Source organism: Vibrio sp. (assembly GCF_984391705.1).
Window position 1 is genome coordinate 16,368 of sequence record NZ_CFHWOM010000034.1, and the last position, 12,349, is coordinate 28,716.

The following is a 12,349-nucleotide window of genomic DNA, read 5'->3' on the forward strand; positions in this document are numbered from 1 at the left end:
CTAAGTGAGGTTTGTTTACGGTGAATTGCGGCGCGATTATATCTCCAATTGCGTCCTATTCCCAATCCCAGATCTGGCTTGGTGTCACTATTTTAGGTAGTGGTACGTCCCAGCTTTCAACGGGTAACTTGTCTACTTGCTGGCAATCATGAGCAAGTCCAATTGGCTTTGGGCCCGTTTGCGCTTTAAACCATGGCTCTAAAGTTCGGTCGTAATAGCCGCCGCCCATGCCTAACCTGTGTCCGGTAGCATCGAATGCAACCAAAGGTGTGCAGATTAAATCCAGTTGTGCGACTGGAATTATCTGAGTTTGATTCAATTTAGGTTCCGCGATTGAGTAGCGGTTTAGTACCATTGGGGTTGATGCGTCATAGTGAAGGAAGAGGAGGTGACCTTTTGAGAAAGGGTGTATAACCGGTAGGTAAGTTTTCTTTCCTTGCTGCCATAACCACTCTATTAGTGGTGTGGTTTCTATCTCTCCGTCAGCGGTAAGGTAGAGTGCAATATGTGTAGCGCGTTGAAGTTCGGGCAATAGAGAAAATTGCGATACGAGATCCAGACCAGCAATGTGCTGAACATCACTACTGAGATTGTTGCGCTTAGTTCGAATTTGTTTACGGAAGTCTTGACGAGATAGTGTCATAAGAATTACCCATGTCTGGGTATCAAGTAGGATACCCCAGAGTGCCGTTGGAGATGTTTGACCCATGAACCAGCTGGTTCAGGGCGGATCAGCAATGGCTACCGTAGGCTTCTCGGTGCATGCCGAGCTTGCTCAATAGCAACCAAGTACTAACCCTTTGGTATTGCTTATCGGCTCAGGGACGTAATCCCCTAACGCACACTCCAGGGTAAATTCTTGCGTATTGCTGTAAAGGCTATTGCTGTCCTGGCTTCACTTTACTTAATGCGTCGCTTAGTGACGCGCTGAGCAGTTCCATTCGCTCAGTTAGGGCGTTTTGTTGCTCTGCCTTAACATTATCACGGCTTTCTAATTCATGACAGACATTCAAAGCAACAAATGTTAGTAACTGTACTTCGTTGGTAATTTTAGTTTTTGCAGCCATGTCTTTCAGGTTTTCATCAAGACGCTGTGCCGCCTTGACCAATGACTCTTCCTGCCCTGATGGACAATTCACTCGAGTTATTCGACCTAAAATTTCTACTTCAACCGCTTGATTACTCATATCAACTCTGCACGTTACTTGGGGTGACTCTGCAGTTTGTCACCGAGGGGGAAACTATAGGAAAAGCATTGTTAAGATTCAAGCTTTTCGCAAGCAACTCGTAGTAATAACACAGTAATTGGACAAATTGTGTAAAAGCTATCCACAATTGCTGATTCGTTCGTTTTCGCTGGCATTGGTAAGTGGTACGATTGAGCTTATTCGTAAACTTTTGGGTCTATTCATGAGTGATAGCAATCTTCCAGATTATTTGACGCTAGCAAGCGAGCTACAATCTTCGGGTATCGCCGTTAATCCAGCAGAACTGCATGGCTTGTTAACGGGTATGTTAAGTGGTGGTTTAAGCTTAACAGACAAAAGTTGGCAACCGCTTATTTTTGACTATACCAATGATGGTATGGGTTGGCCGATGCACGTACTAAAAATGGCTGAAGTAACGTTAGATGCCACAATCAAAGAGCTGACTGGCTCTGGTATGGATTTAGAGATGTTACTGCCTGATGAAGAGGCTAGTGCAAGCTTGTTTGACATTGCAGACGGCCTTGCTGAATGGGTAAATCACTTTATTTCAGGTCTTGGTCTTGTCGGCGCAGATGTGAAAAAAGCCCCTGCTGATATCAAAGAGGCTTTGGCGGATTTGGAAGAGATTTCCAAATTAGGCATCGATGAAGATGATGACATGGAAGAACAAGCGCAACTGCTTGAGCAAGTGATCGAGCACGTGAAAGCTTGTGTATTAACAATCCATGCAGAGTTTGGTCAGCAGCCAAGTGATAACAAGGCACCAACGATTCACTAAGTAAGGATTGGCATGAAGCAGTATGATGTTGTCATTGCTGGTGGTGCAATGGCGGGGATGACCTTAGCGTTGGCGATCAATAAATTGTCATCGCAGCCTCTATCTATCGCAGTGGTTGAGCCCTTCCTGGTAGACCATCAGTCTCATCCTGGTTTCGACTCTCGCTCCATTGCCCTCTCGTATGGCACCGTCAATATTCTTAAAAGTCTGGATTTATGGGGCGATATTGAACCAGTGGCGACGGCGATCGAACATATTCATGTATCAGACCGTAGCCACGCGGGAATGACTGAAATCGACAAAGATGAACTGGGTGTTGAAAGCCTAGGCTATGTGGTTGAGCTTGCGGACGTGGGGCGCATCTATCATCACAAGGCTCAGCAAGATGAACACGTCGAACTGATTTGCCCTGCCTCGGTATTAAAGGTTAATAGAACTACCGAAGATGCCACGGTGCAACTGGACAATGGTGAGCAGATTAGTGCGAAGTTGTTAGTTGCGGCGGATGGGGCACTTTCTACTTGCTGCCAGCAAGTTGGATTAGCTTTGTCGGAACATGACTTTGACCAAGTTGCTGTTATTGCCAATATTAGCGCCGAGAAAGATCACCGAGGTCGAGCATACGAGCGATTTACTAGCAGTGGACCAGTGGCTCTACTGCCGATGAGTGAAGGTCGAATGTCTTTGGTTTGGTGTTTACGTCCCGAGCAAGCCGAAAGAGTCATGACATTGGATGAATCTGCATTTTTGGCTGAGCTACAAACTGCTTTTGGCTGGCGATTGGGTAAATTGGAGCAGGTTGGTCAGCGCGCTAGCTATCCTTTACTATTGCGTTACCGTCAGCAGAATGTTTCCCATCGCTTTGCCGTTGTCGGGAACGCTGCTCAGACGCTTCACCCTATTGCGGGGCAAGGATTCAACTTAGGTATTCGTGATGTGGCTAGTTTAGCTGAAGAGATTGCTCTTTCACCAAATGACTCAGGTAGCTACGCAGTGTTGAGCCGATTTAAGCAGCGCCGAATGGAAGATCGCCAAGCGACGATTTCACTGACTTCTTCTTTGGTGCACCTTTTTTCCAACGACTACTTATCACTGCGTATAGGGCGTAATCTGGGCTTAGCGGCTATGGATAATTTGCCTCCACTGAAAGCGCCTTTACTGTCGAGAACACTAGGTTTAGTTGCGAGATAATGATCTCGTATAAGGATTTGAAATAAATGATGCAAAGTGTAGATATTGCCATTGTTGGTGGCGGCATGGTTGGACTTGCACTGGCCGCGGCATTTAAAGATACCGATTTGCGTGTCGCGGTCATAGAAAGCCGTGAGCCAGAAGAGCAGTTGGCAGATCTTCCGGATGTACGAGTTTCTGCGCTAAGCCGTTCAAGTGAGAACATCTTACGTAACCTAGGCGCTTGGCAGGGGATATTGTCTCGTCGCTACTCGCCTTACTCCGCGATGGAAGTTTGGGAGCAAGACAGTTTTGCTCGTATTGAGTTTGATGCACAAAAACTGGCACAACCTGATTTAGGGCATATTGTTGAAAACCGAGTCATTCAACTGGCGTTACTAGAACAGGTGAAACAACAGCCTAATGTGAGCTTATTTATGCCAAATAAGTGCAGCTCGATGGCCATTGGAGAAAGCGAAGCTTGGTTAACGTTAGACAGCGGTCAAGCACTTACAGCTAAGCTAGTGGTTGGTGCTGATGGGGCGAACTCATGGGTACGTAAGCAACAAGATATCCCGTTGACTCATTGGGACTATGGTCATAGCGCCATTGTCGCCAATGTATGGACTGCGGAAGCGCACGAGCGAGTTGCTCGCCAAACATTTACCCCTCAAGGGCCGTTAGCTTTCCTACCTATGGGTGAGAGTAATATGAGCTCGATTGTTTGGTCTACTGAGCCTAATCGCGCTGACAAGCTGATCGCGTTGTCCGATGCAGAGTTCAATAAAGCGCTGACTGCAGAGTTTGACGCTCGCTTGGGCCTCTGTGAAGTTGTCGGAGAGCGCTTTGCCTTCCCACTAAAAATGCGCTACGCCCGTGACTTCGCCGTGGAGCGTGTTGCCCTTGTTGGAGATGCCGCGCATACGATTCACCCACTAGCTGGGCAGGGCGTGAACTTAGGTTTATTGGATGCGGCAAGTCTTGCTCAAGAAGTGATTACTTTATGGCAGAACGGCGAAGACATTGGTACCAAGCGTAACTTGCGTGGGTATGAGCGTTGGAGAAAAGCTGAAGCGGCTAAGATGATTGCAGCAATGCAAGGTTTTAAAGATCTATTCTCTGGAGGCAACCCAGCGAAGAAACTTGTCCGAGGTATTGGTATGACATTAGTGAGCCAATTACCCGGAGCTAAAGATGAAATCATGAAGCGGGCGTTAGGTCTAAAAGGTGATTTACCTCAGCTAGCAAAACGACACCGAAGTTCAGTTAGCTAATACAGCAAAGGGTTGGCAAGTGCCAACCCTTTTAAAATTCTGCTGAGTGAAATTTTAAGCATAAGCGCAACGAAGTTTCATTATCTCCTCATTCACTTCTTTAACCGCTTGGAAATGCCTTTTCTCTGCTTTCTCTGGAGGAAGGAGCTTACCATTGTCAAACTCAAACTTACCGACTCCATAAATGTAGATTCTTCCCTTAAATAGCCGACTTACGTGTTTAGCAATCATACCTGGTGTATAGCGCTTAAACAGTCTCATAAATAAATCCTTATGTTTAGCAAGCACTGCAAATTATACAAATATCCCCCTTATAAATATGTGATAGTGGTGGAGGAATATGCAGTATTAACGAGTAAATTGGATATTTGTGCTAATGCGAACAAAAATACCGATAGATATCCAATTTAGTGTGATAGTTACCTCAATTATCTTCTGTTATAGGAACTCATGTCTGACTCGAGTTAGCGCATATTAAGCCAGAACAATGTGACAGATTTAAGAATAGTTTAAGTTTTTAAGAATGTGCTAATTTAGTGTAAAAATTTTGCATAAAAAAAAGCCCGCTAGGCGGGCCGAATAGTCACAGATGCATTACACAAAAAGTGGATGTCCTGAAACAATCAGTGGATTCACTTTTTTGTTGGAGAAGGATAACTGTATGGCCTGAGTTAATCTCGATACCTTACAGCTTCTGAACAAGATGACTTTCTTGCTCGAACTTTAACCAACAAAGTAAGCATAATGCAAAAGTTATCTCGTGACTATATATGCTTTACTTTTGAATAAAAATTTAATTGCATTGAATTTCCAAATGCGAACTAGGTCACTTAGTTTATGTGATTCATATTTGTGATTGCTGGATTTTTAAGAGGTTTGTCGACAAATGTCAGCAAAGATTGGCTGGCACAGTCTGACTAAATCATCACGACGTAAGGCAATACCTGCCATATTAGATCCACTACTTATCGTCACTTCTTCTTCCAATAGGATTTGATGATCGAAAATGATGCGCATTGGCGTTGCGAGAAGTAATGGCGTTACGGTACCAATTTGATAGCCAGTCAAGTCGGGAACATCGCTAAGGTCAACACAGGTCATGCGCCGACATTCTAATAGTGCTCGAACTTTTTTGGGGTCAACAGATTGATTGCCAGGCGCGCAAGCCAGTGCGAACAAATCTCCCATATCACGCAAAACGATCGATTTAACCATTTGACTTGTGCGCACGCCTCGTTGGTTCGCAGCGTCTTCGATAGTGATAGCTGGCGTTTTATGGGGCAGCAAGCGATAAGAAACTTGCTGCTCAGTGAGGTATCGAGTGACTTTAGTATCGATATAATTATTCATCTTCAAGGGAGTAAGGCAGAGGTTCAATCGTCCAGATGTGGTCAGGTTGTGCTTTTAAGCGTAGCTGAGTGTCTGCCTCTAGATTATTAGGTAAAACGATTAACCCCAGAGCTTTATCGTCATTAAATTGGTAGCTTGTCAGTAGAGTCCCTGCACTTCGCCAGTTTTCTCCGACAGCGCGCTCCACCTCTGCGCCCGCTTCAATAGCTGAAGAGGTAGAGCCTTTTACAATGTACATTGCACGCTTGTTCATGCCTCGATACTTAGCTCGAGCAACGGTTTCTTGGCCGGTATAGCAGCCTTTGGTAAAGCTGATACCACCGATGGCCTGCAAATTGAGAGCTTGGGGGATGTGTTCGTTCTGTTGTTTTTGGTCGACAAATGGGAGCGCAGATTCAATCTCTAATCTTGTCCATAGCGATTCATCAACTAATTGAGCTGAGCTACCTTCGATGAGTTGAGAGGCGCTGGCGTTGTCAATGACCAGTAGCCAGCGTTGCTCATCAATTTTGACTGCAGAGCCGCCCGATATAGTACGTACGTCACCCTTTTGATCAGAAAGCGAGTCAACCCAAGCGCTCGCTTGGCTACCAATCACACCAAGTAGTACGTCTTCGCTTTCCGTGATTTCAACTTTGGAAAAAATCGCGTACTTCTTGAGCTCGTTGAGCTCAATATCGATCGCGGACTTAGGCTGAACCAATGAATAGCCCTGATTATGGTGGAATAGCCTAAACACACTCCACACTTTACCTTTTGCGTCACAGTGAGCTCCAAAGGTGGACTGAACTTGAGGAAGTGTGACTACATCACAGGTGACTTGACCTTGTAGGTATGACTTTTTGTCATTACCAGTCATGTTAATCGCACCCCACGACGTTAGGTGAGAAAGAGCGAGTTCTGGCAATGCATCTGTGGAAGAAAGAGAAATAGGTGCAAACTTATTTTGCCATTCCATGTTAGTTACCTGCTTTAAATTCAATACTACTATGGTAAGTCCTAATAGCCTGATCAAACAACCTTTGCGGTAGTAGGTATTTATCAAATTCTTCAACACAATTGCAGTAATGAAGGATGATATTTTGATAGCTTGCTCGGGAGTGTGACTGAGTTAGTAGTTGTCGCTAGGTTTGCTTGGTACACTCGCGCGACAACAACCGGAAAGGTGAGGAAGTAGAATGTACACCGCGGAAGAAAAAGCGCGTATTAAATGGGGTTGCCGTCGAGGAATGCTAGAGCTCGATGTTGTGATCATGCCTTTTTTTGAGGAATGTTTTGAATCGTTGAATGAAAATGAGCAACGTGATTTCGTGTCACTGCTTGAATGTGACGATCCAGATTTGTTTACTTGGATTATGGGCCACGGCCGCAGTGAAAACTTAGGTCATGCATCCATGGTGGATAAGATTGTCGCCCATAACCTCAGCAAAGTCCGCTAAAACTGATTTAGCTTATTCATATCTTGCATTACAGGCCAATATCATTTTGATGCTATTGGCCTGTTTTCTTATTGTCATCTCTGATTTCCCGTTAGCCCCTTCAATCTGCATTATTGTTGTTTTTTGGCTTAATCTAGGCCGAGGTTCTTGGTTAGTTCCCACTATGCGTGGAGAGTTGATTGTTGATTCAGATGGTGGTGTTCACTATCAAGGCGAACTTATCGAGATACGAAAGATTGTTTTTAGCCTTGATGAGTTATGCATATTGTTATGGCTTTATGATGGGCGACGATATTTGCTTTGGCGCGACAGCACAAGTGAAGGGCAATATCGACATATTCTGGCGATATTAAAAAAGGAGCACTAGGCTCCTTTTTAACTGTGGTTAACTGAGGTTACTTTAGTTTTTCCGGAACTAAGATAGTTGGACCACTGTCTTTTGCTTGCTCTGGATAATCTAACGTGTAGTGCAGACCACGACTTTCTTTCCGTTCCATCGCACAGCGTACCATCAACTCTGCGACCTGTAGGAGGTTACGCAGCTCTAACAAATTGTTAGAGACTTTAAAGTTGCTGTAGTACTCATGAGTTTCTTGTTGAAGGAGCTGAATTCGACGTAATGCTCGCTCTAAGCGTTTATCCGTGCGAACAATTCCCATGTAGTCCCACATAAACAGGCGCAGTTCATGCCAGTTATGCTGAATAACCACCTCTTCATCTGAGCAGCTAACTTGGCTCTCATCCCAAGCAGGTAAGCTCGGTGCTAGCTCTGCCCCTTCCAGTTTTTTGATGATGTCTTTAGCCGCTGACCAAGCATACACCACACATTCTAATAGTGAATTGGAAGCCATACGATTGGCACCGTGCAAGCCAGTGTAGCTGACTTCACCAATTGCATAGAGTTGAGCTAGATCTGTCTCGCCTTGGAAATTCACCATCACTCCACCACAGGTATAGTGCGCGGCAGGCACGACTGGAATAGGTTCTTTGGTCATATCGATACCTAGGTCCAGTAAACGCATATTGATGGTTGGAAAGTGTTTCTCAATGAAATCTGCAGGTTTATGACTGATATCTAGGTACATGCAATCAGCACCTAAGCGCTTCATTTCGAAATCAATGGCTCTTGCAACGACATCACGTGGTGCAAGTTCTTCACGCTCGTCAAAATCTGGCATAAAGCGAGAGCCATCAGGACGGCGTAAATAAGCGCCTTCACCACGTAATGCTTCTGTGAGAAGAAAGTTTCTTGCTTCAGGGTGGAAGAGGCAAGTAGGGTGGAATTGGTTGAATTCCATGTTGGCCACACGACAGCCTGCACGCCAAGCAATAGCGATACCATCGCCCGATGATACATCTGGATTAGACGTGTACTGGTAGACTTTAGAGGCTCCGCCTGTTGCAAGAACAACAAATTTGGCACGAACGGTTTCGACTTGCTCTTGATTGCGGTTCCAAATGTAAGCGCCGATGACTTTTTTTTCATCTCCACCGATCTTATCTTCGGTTATTAAATCCAACGCGTTATGACGCTCTAATACCGTAATGTTTGGGTGGTTATTGACGTTATCTTGCAAAGATGTCTGCATCGCCATGCCTGTAGCGTCTGCTGCGTGTAAGATTCTGCGATGGCTATGCCCACCTTCGCGGGTTAAGTGGTAGCGCGGTTCCTCATCGCTATCATCTTCTTCGCGGTCGAACGGTACTCCGCCATCAATCAACCATTGGACACACTTTTTGGCATTCTTTGCAATGAATTCAACAGATTCCTGCTCACAAATACCACCACCTGCGATTAAGGTGTCTTGAACGTGTGATTCAATACTGTCTGATTCATCAAATACCGCAGCAATACCACCTTGCGCATAGTAAGTTGCCCCTTCACTGCGAGGGCCTTTACTAAGGACGATCACTTTGCCATGCTTTGCTACACGTAACGCCAACGATAGACCGGCTGCGCCACTACCCACCACTAACACATCACATTGATGTTCACGGTTTGCGTTCATAAAACTTTTAAATTCCCGAGTTAAAGTATCGATGCCTTTTTGATATCTGAGATCCCAAGTGCATCAATAAAGAGTTATCCCACTCTCAATCAATTATTAAATGCAAAAGTCAGTTCTGAAAATTCAGACTCAGCTCACCATAGTAACACTTGCTGATTGCCAAGTAACTAGCCTTCCGATGGAGCCAAGCCATAGAGTTTATAGTCAATAGTTTGTAAATTGCGTTGCATTTATCATGCGCCATCCTCACAATTTATCCATCAAACATTAGCAATATCATTGGTTGAACAATTAGTTTGAAGAAAGTTTGAACTTTCTAATTCTTGCTAGGTCACAATAGTGCTCTAGTAAGCAGTGGTGTCAATACTACATTTTGCATAATTAATGCTCATATCTGTGAGGATAAGAGCGAATAACAATAGGAGTACCCGCTCGAATGAACGAGCAGCTGACCGATCAAGTTTTAATTGAGCGAGTTCAGAATGGGGATAAGCAAGCATTCAACCTGTTGGTGACCAAATACCAAAACAAGGTGTGTAACCTTATTTCCCGCTACGTAAATAACCCTGGTGATGTGCCAGACGTAGCACAAGAAGCATTTATTAAGGCGTATAGAGCGATTCCTAGTTTCCGAGGTGAAAGTGCCTTTTATACTTGGTTATATCGTATCGCAGTTAATACTGCTAAAAACTACATTGTTGCTCAGGGGCGTAGGCCACCTGCACAAGATGTAGATACTGAAGACGCTGAATATTACGAAACGGGTAGTGCATTAAAAGAAATTTCGAACCCTGAGAACTTAACGTTGTCCAAAGAATTGAAACAAGTAGTTTTCAGTGCGATTGAAGCACTACCAGATGATTTAAAAACCGCAATGACGCTACGTGAGCTGGATGGCTTAAGTTATGAGGAAATTGCGGCTGTTATGGATTGCCCTGTCGGAACGGTGCGTTCACGTATCTTCCGAGCTCGTGAAGCGGTTGAGAAGAAAATTCAACCTCTTTTGCAACGCTAGTACCAGTAATAGTAATGGTGAAAATAATGGCTGATAAAGAGAAGCTTTCAGCACTCATGGATGGAGAGTTGGTCGATAAAGCTCTAATTACCGATATGGAGCACGACCAAGATTGCCTGCAGACCTGGAAAAATTACCATCTCATCGGAGATGTAATGCGCGGTGATGCGCCGGAGCAACCGGAGTGGAATATCGCTGAAAGTGTAGCTTTAGCGCTAGAGAATGAACCTGTGCACTCAACCTTCACCTCGTCAGAGGGTGTGGTTGAATTAAACAAGCATCGTGTTGAAGAGGCTCAGCCGAGTCCACAACAAGCACGACGTCAGTTACCTGCATGGTTAAACCAATTTGGCCAAGTCGCAGTAGCAGCGTGTGTATCGTTGGCTGTGATTCTAGGTGTACAACAGTATGGTGGTAGTGACCCTACAGCTCCAGAAGCGGATCAGTTGCCAGTTCTTCAGACTATTCCATTTGCAGGAAGTGCTGAACCGGTGAGTTTGACTCGTGAATCTGTTGAACACTCTAGCCAAAACAACCAAACCACGATTCAGGAGCAACGTCGTCGTATCAATGCGATGTTACAGGATTACGAACTACAATTACGTTTAAATAGTGAAAACGAATCTGTAGATAGTAATCACCCAGAAACGGTAGTTGAATGAGAAAATTTCTGTTCAGTGTGCTGACACTGTTCAGTTTGAATACAACCACAGCCTTTGCGGAGCAACCGCCCGCAGAGGCTTTGTTGCATCAAATGAACGAAGCAAGTCAGCACCTCAATTACGAGCTGTCTTATATTCTAATTAAGAAGAACAGCATCGAGCCTTTGCTATATCGTCATGCTCGTCTTGACGATAAACAACTTGCACATCTTGTTTATTTAAGTGGTCCGGTACGTGAAGTGATTCGCCGTGGTGGTGAAGTGAGCTACATCGAGCCAGGTGTCGAGCCGTTTACGATTGACTCCTCGAGCATGGTCGCACCGACTATTCCGCTACTTAATACCAACATCGAAGAGTTGAGTGAGTTTTACGATTTTATTCAGGTTGGCCGAGCGCGAGAAGCTGGTGCTGCATGTCAGGTATTGCGCGTAGTACCAAAAGATGGGCTTCGCTACTCCTACGTCTTATGGGTAGACGAGAAAAGCAAGTTACCTCTGCGTGCCGATCTGCTTGATAGAGATGGAGAAGTGCTTGAACAGTATCGAACCATTGCGTACAGCGTGAATGACCAAGTTGGTACGATTCTTAGCGGTTTAAATAATGTGAAACTGCCAGAGGTCCTGTCTTTGCCTAAAGGCCAATTGAAAGAGTCTTTCTGGCAAGTTAACTGGATACCAAATGGTTTTGAACCGAAAGAGCTGAACCGTTATCGAATGGTTAATACCGAACGTATGGTTGAAAGTCAGATGTACAGTGATGGGCTGTTTAATTTCTCAGTGTATATTGCTGACAGTGATAACTTGTCACTTAAAGGTCAGCTTGTTCGACAAGGGCGTAGAACACTTCACAGTTTTGTGAATGGTAACATTGAGATATCTGTCGTTGGGGATATCCCGCCTGCGACCGCTAAGCGAATCGCTCAATCTGTGGTGGTATCATCGCCTGAGAGTAAAACACCATGATGACTGCGTTGGCGACGGTTTCGGCTGTTCATGCTACAGCGAAAGGTTACGATGTAGAATTGAGCTGTGAGCAACAAACAAGTTGTAGTAGCTGTTCTTCGCAAAAAAGCTGCGGTACTGGGATTGTGTCTAAAGCAGTGGGTAATAAATCACTGCATTGGCATTTACTCACCAAGAAGGCTGTTAAAGAAGGGCAGGTGGTCGAAATAGGCTTACCAGAGAAGAGTTTACTGCAGTCTGCTGCGGTGGTTTATCTCGTCCCTTTGTTTTCACTTATCTTCGGAGCTTTGCTCGGAAGTTGGTGGTTTGCCCCTCTTCTCGGTGGAGGAGAAGGCGTCGTAATTTTAAGTTCTGCTATCTTTACAGGTAGTGGTATCTATCTCGCTAAAGCTCTTGCAGCGAAACTGGAGCGAGATTCTTCCCAGCAAGTGACTCTACTCAGAGTTCTTGGTGAGCCAATTAGCTAGTGCGAAGCGCTCAGA

General features: G+C 44.9%; 15 protein-coding genes and 1 other RNA gene. 9 read left to right on the top strand and 7 right to left on the bottom strand.

What is annotated here, in order from left to right:
• Window positions 1-55: 55 nt before the first annotated feature.
• The 3 genes from AC4MRV_RS15320 to AC4MRV_RS15330 all read right to left on the bottom strand — a co-directional run bounded on the left by AC4MRV_RS15320 (window position 56) and on the right by AC4MRV_RS15330 (window position 1,187).
• Complete coding sequence (locus AC4MRV_RS15320) at window positions 56-643, bottom strand: 5-formyltetrahydrofolate cyclo-ligase (RefSeq protein WP_491188196.1); 588 nt, start codon at window positions 641-643, stop codon at window positions 56-58.
• Between the two features lie 29 nt (window positions 644-672).
• A non-coding RNA gene (gene ssrS, locus AC4MRV_RS15325) (6S RNA) lies at window positions 673-856 on the bottom strand.
• Between the two features lie 22 nt (window positions 857-878).
• Window positions 879-1,187: a cell division protein ZapA gene (locus AC4MRV_RS15330; protein WP_491188197.1), complete on the bottom strand. Its 309-nt coding sequence runs from the start codon at window positions 1,185-1,187 to the stop codon at window positions 879-881.
• A 223-nt stretch (window positions 1,188-1,410) separates the two neighbouring features.
• Between AC4MRV_RS15330 and AC4MRV_RS15335 the strand changes: the two genes are divergently transcribed.
• From AC4MRV_RS15335 to AC4MRV_RS15345, 3 genes are read left to right on the top strand one after another with little or no spacing between them, the layout of a single operon-like run.
• Window positions 1,411-1,986 carry a YecA/YgfB family protein gene (locus tag AC4MRV_RS15335; protein ID WP_491188198.1) on the top strand — a complete coding sequence of 192 codons (576 nt, stop codon included), beginning with the start codon at window positions 1,411-1,413 and terminating at the stop codon, window positions 1,984-1,986.
• Window positions 1,987-1,998: 12 nt separating this feature from the next.
• Entirely contained in the window at window positions 1,999-3,177 is a 1,179-nt protein-coding gene (gene ubiH / locus AC4MRV_RS15340) for a 2-octaprenyl-6-methoxyphenyl hydroxylase (RefSeq protein ID WP_491188199.1), read from the top strand.
• A 26-nt stretch (window positions 3,178-3,203) separates the two neighbouring features.
• On the top strand, window positions 3,204-4,430 hold the full coding sequence (locus AC4MRV_RS15345) for an FAD-dependent 2-octaprenylphenol hydroxylase (protein ID WP_491188200.1): 1,227 nt from the start codon (window positions 3,204-3,206) through the stop codon (window positions 4,428-4,430).
• Window positions 4,431-4,484: 54 nt separating this feature from the next.
• Here the strand turns inward: AC4MRV_RS15345 and AC4MRV_RS15350 are convergent, their stop codons facing one another.
• The 3 genes from AC4MRV_RS15350 to ygfZ all read right to left on the bottom strand — a co-directional run bounded on the left by AC4MRV_RS15350 (window position 4,485) and on the right by ygfZ (window position 6,738).
• Complete coding sequence (locus tag AC4MRV_RS15350; RefSeq protein WP_491188201.1) at window positions 4,485-4,691, bottom strand: DUF1107 domain-containing protein; 207 nt, start codon at window positions 4,689-4,691, stop codon at window positions 4,485-4,487.
• Window positions 4,692-5,297: 606 nt separating this feature from the next.
• The gene (locus AC4MRV_RS15355) at window positions 5,298-5,780 is read right to left on the bottom strand and encodes an aminoacyl-tRNA deacylase (protein ID WP_491188202.1); all 483 of its coding nucleotides are present in this window, start codon (window positions 5,778-5,780) and stop codon (window positions 5,298-5,300) included.
• Window positions 5,773-6,738, bottom strand: coding sequence for a tRNA-modifying protein YgfZ (gene ygfZ / locus AC4MRV_RS15360; RefSeq protein WP_491188203.1), 966 nt, complete (start codon window positions 6,736-6,738; stop codon window positions 5,773-5,775). Before ygfZ ends, AC4MRV_RS15355 begins: the two co-directional genes overlap by 8 nt.
• A gap of 220 nt (window positions 6,739-6,958) precedes the next feature.
• Here ygfZ and AC4MRV_RS15365 point away from each other — a divergent pair, with 220 nt between their 5' ends.
• On the top strand, window positions 6,959-7,219 hold the full coding sequence (locus AC4MRV_RS15365) for an FAD assembly factor SdhE (protein ID WP_491188204.1): 261 nt from the start codon (window positions 6,959-6,961) through the stop codon (window positions 7,217-7,219).
• The gene (locus AC4MRV_RS15370; protein ID WP_491188205.1) at window positions 7,188-7,586 is read left to right on the top strand and encodes a protein YgfX; all 399 of its coding nucleotides are present in this window, start codon (window positions 7,188-7,190) and stop codon (window positions 7,584-7,586) included. The genes AC4MRV_RS15365 and AC4MRV_RS15370 overlap by 32 nt, the downstream gene beginning before the upstream one ends.
• Before the next feature lie 28 nt (window positions 7,587-7,614).
• Here the strand turns inward: AC4MRV_RS15370 and nadB are convergent, their stop codons facing one another.
• Window positions 7,615-9,228, bottom strand: a complete 1,614-nt coding sequence (gene nadB, locus AC4MRV_RS15375; RefSeq protein WP_491188206.1) for an L-aspartate oxidase — start codon at window positions 9,226-9,228, stop codon at window positions 7,615-7,617.
• A gap of 436 nt (window positions 9,229-9,664) precedes the next feature.
• Here nadB and rpoE point away from each other — a divergent pair, with 436 nt between their 5' ends.
• From rpoE to AC4MRV_RS15395, 4 genes are read left to right on the top strand one after another with little or no spacing between them, the layout of a single operon-like run.
• Complete coding sequence (gene rpoE / locus AC4MRV_RS15380; protein WP_491188207.1) at window positions 9,665-10,243, top strand: RNA polymerase sigma factor RpoE; 579 nt, start codon at window positions 9,665-9,667, stop codon at window positions 10,241-10,243.
• A gap of 14 nt (window positions 10,244-10,257) precedes the next feature.
• Entirely contained in the window at window positions 10,258-10,905 is a 648-nt protein-coding gene (locus AC4MRV_RS15385) for an RseA family anti-sigma factor (protein ID WP_491188208.1), read from the top strand.
• Window positions 10,902-11,867, top strand: a complete 966-nt coding sequence (gene rseB / locus AC4MRV_RS15390; RefSeq protein ID WP_491188209.1) for a sigma-E factor regulatory protein RseB — start codon at window positions 10,902-10,904, stop codon at window positions 11,865-11,867. The genes AC4MRV_RS15385 and rseB overlap by 4 nt, the downstream gene beginning before the upstream one ends.
• Complete coding sequence (locus tag AC4MRV_RS15395) at window positions 11,864-12,334, top strand: SoxR reducing system RseC family protein (RefSeq protein WP_491188210.1); 471 nt, start codon at window positions 11,864-11,866, stop codon at window positions 12,332-12,334. Before rseB ends, AC4MRV_RS15395 begins: the two co-directional genes overlap by 4 nt.
• Window positions 12,335-12,349 lie beyond the last annotated feature (15 nt).

Bases quoted from the DNA above. Each gene is read 5' to 3' on its own strand.
- AC4MRV_RS15320 (WP_491188196.1), bottom strand. From the start codon at position 643: ATGACACTATCTCGTCAAGACTTCCGTAAACAAATTCGAACTAAGCGC.
- AC4MRV_RS15330 (WP_491188197.1), bottom strand. From the start codon at position 1,187: ATGAGTAATCAAGCGGTTGAAGTAGAAATTTTAGGTCGAATAACTCGA.
- AC4MRV_RS15335 (WP_491188198.1), top strand. From the start codon at position 1,411: ATGAGTGATAGCAATCTTCCAGATTATTTGACGCTAGCAAGCGAGCTA.
- ubiH (WP_491188199.1), top strand. From the start codon at position 1,999: ATGAAGCAGTATGATGTTGTCATTGCTGGTGGTGCAATGGCGGGGATG.
- AC4MRV_RS15345 (WP_491188200.1), top strand. From the start codon at position 3,204: ATGATGCAAAGTGTAGATATTGCCATTGTTGGTGGCGGCATGGTTGGA.
- AC4MRV_RS15350 (WP_491188201.1), bottom strand. From the start codon at position 4,691: ATGAGACTGTTTAAGCGCTATACACCAGGTATGATTGCTAAACACGTA.
- AC4MRV_RS15355 (WP_491188202.1), bottom strand. From the start codon at position 5,780: ATGAATAATTATATCGATACTAAAGTCACTCGATACCTCACTGAGCAG.
- ygfZ (WP_491188203.1), bottom strand. From the start codon at position 6,738: ATGGAATGGCAAAATAAGTTTGCACCTATTTCTCTTTCTTCCACAGAT.
- AC4MRV_RS15365 (WP_491188204.1), top strand. From the start codon at position 6,959: ATGTACACCGCGGAAGAAAAAGCGCGTATTAAATGGGGTTGCCGTCGA.
- nadB (WP_491188206.1), bottom strand. From the start codon at position 9,228: ATGAACGCAAACCGTGAACATCAATGTGATGTGTTAGTGGTGGGTAGT.
- rpoE (WP_491188207.1), top strand. From the start codon at position 9,665: ATGAACGAGCAGCTGACCGATCAAGTTTTAATTGAGCGAGTTCAGAAT.
- AC4MRV_RS15385 (WP_491188208.1), top strand. From the start codon at position 10,258: ATGGTGAAAATAATGGCTGATAAAGAGAAGCTTTCAGCACTCATGGAT.
- rseB (WP_491188209.1), top strand. From the start codon at position 10,902: ATGAGAAAATTTCTGTTCAGTGTGCTGACACTGTTCAGTTTGAATACA.
- AC4MRV_RS15395 (WP_491188210.1), top strand. From the start codon at position 11,864: ATGATGACTGCGTTGGCGACGGTTTCGGCTGTTCATGCTACAGCGAAA.